The 1,453-nt window shown below is 58.5% G+C and carries 1 protein-coding gene; it reads left to right on the forward strand.

The features are described from left to right. The first annotated feature begins 238 nt into the window (after positions 1 to 238). Positions 239 to 1,435 (forward strand): IS110 family transposase, encoded by a 1,197-nt coding sequence (locus INT40_RS20300; protein ID WP_101575102.1) that lies wholly within the window; start codon positions 239 to 241, stop codon positions 1,433 to 1,435. Positions 1,436 to 1,453 lie beyond the last annotated feature (18 nt).

Consider the following 1,453-nt stretch of genomic DNA (forward strand, 5'->3'; position numbering starts at 1 on the left):
ACGTTGATACTGGAAAGGTCGGGAATCCCGGTGTGACCCAAAGCCTGACTGACCCGTTCCGCGGTGTCCTTCTCGTGATCTGTCCACCAGGGTTCCCGTCACCACCGAAAGAGAACCAGCCGGTGGGGACATGACCTCATAGGAGCGTGACTCCACACTTACAGAGTCCCGTCAACGTCCTGTCTGCCCGACCGACTGGCCCTCACCCCACCAGTCCAATGGAAAGGGCACCACCATCATGACAGGAACACCAACGAATGTGTACGCCGGGATCGATACCCACCAAAACACGAACCATGTCGGCATCACAAATGAAATCGGGAAGAAACTCGGCGACAAAGAATTCCCCACCACCAGCACCGGATACACGGCCTTACTGAACTTCATTCTCTCCTTCGGCACGATCCTCGCCGTCGGCATCGAAGGCACCGCATCTTACGGAGCCGGGGTCTGCGCTTACCTCCGATCACAGGGCGTTCTCGCCAAGGAAGTCATCCGCCCCAACCGACAGACCCGCCGGGGCGGGAAATCCGACCCTATAGATGCCTACGCCGCTGCCAAGACCGTCGCCGCTGACCTCGATGACCTTCCGATCCCGAAACTCCTCGGCGGTGCCGTCGACGGGATCCGATTGATCCTCAAAACCCGCACCACAGCCGTCAAAGCACGTACCGCGGCGATCACGCAGACCATCAACTTCCTCACCACGGCTCCCACCCAGGTGAGGGAGAAATACGCGGATCTCAAGGACCCTGACCTCCATACAACACTGGCCAAAACACGTCCGGCAGCTGACGATCACCTCGGGATCGCTTTGCGTCGCCTGGCCAAAAGAGTCGAATTTCTCACCGAAGAGATCGATGCGGCCAATCACCAGCTTGCTGACCTGACCACACAGGTGGCCCCTGCTCTGGCGGCCACGAAGAGCGTGGGGCCAATCTCCGCAGCGAAGCTGCTGGTCACAGCTGGTGAGAACCCAGAGAGGATCACGTCGAAAGCTGCGTTCGCTGCCCTGTGCGGGACCAGCCCACTCCAGGCATCGTCGGGCAAGATCACCCGGCACAGACTCAACAAAGGAGGAGACCGGCAGGCCAATAGTGCCTTGTTCGACATCGTGAAGTCGAGAATGTCCAGCGATCCACGAACGAAGGAATACGTGGCCAGACGCACCGCGGAAGCGAAATCGAAGAGAGAGATCATGAGGTGTCTCAAACGGTATGTCGCCGCCGAGGTATACACGCTCATCATCAATCCACCCATCGTTCCGGCTATCAATGACCTGCGCCCTCTGCGGGAGTCAAAGAAGATGAGCCTGAGAGTGGTGGCCGAGCATTTCAGCGTCGGTCAGGTAAAGGTTTCACGTATCGAACGCGCTGAAGCTCGTGATGACGAGTTCGCAGCGCAGTACCGGGACTTCCTTCTTCAAGCCGCTTGACATCTATAGGAGCATCAC

Source organism: Brevibacterium sp. FME17 (assembly GCF_014897515.1).
Classification (GTDB): Bacteria; Actinomycetota; Actinomycetes; order Actinomycetales; family Brevibacteriaceae; genus Brevibacterium.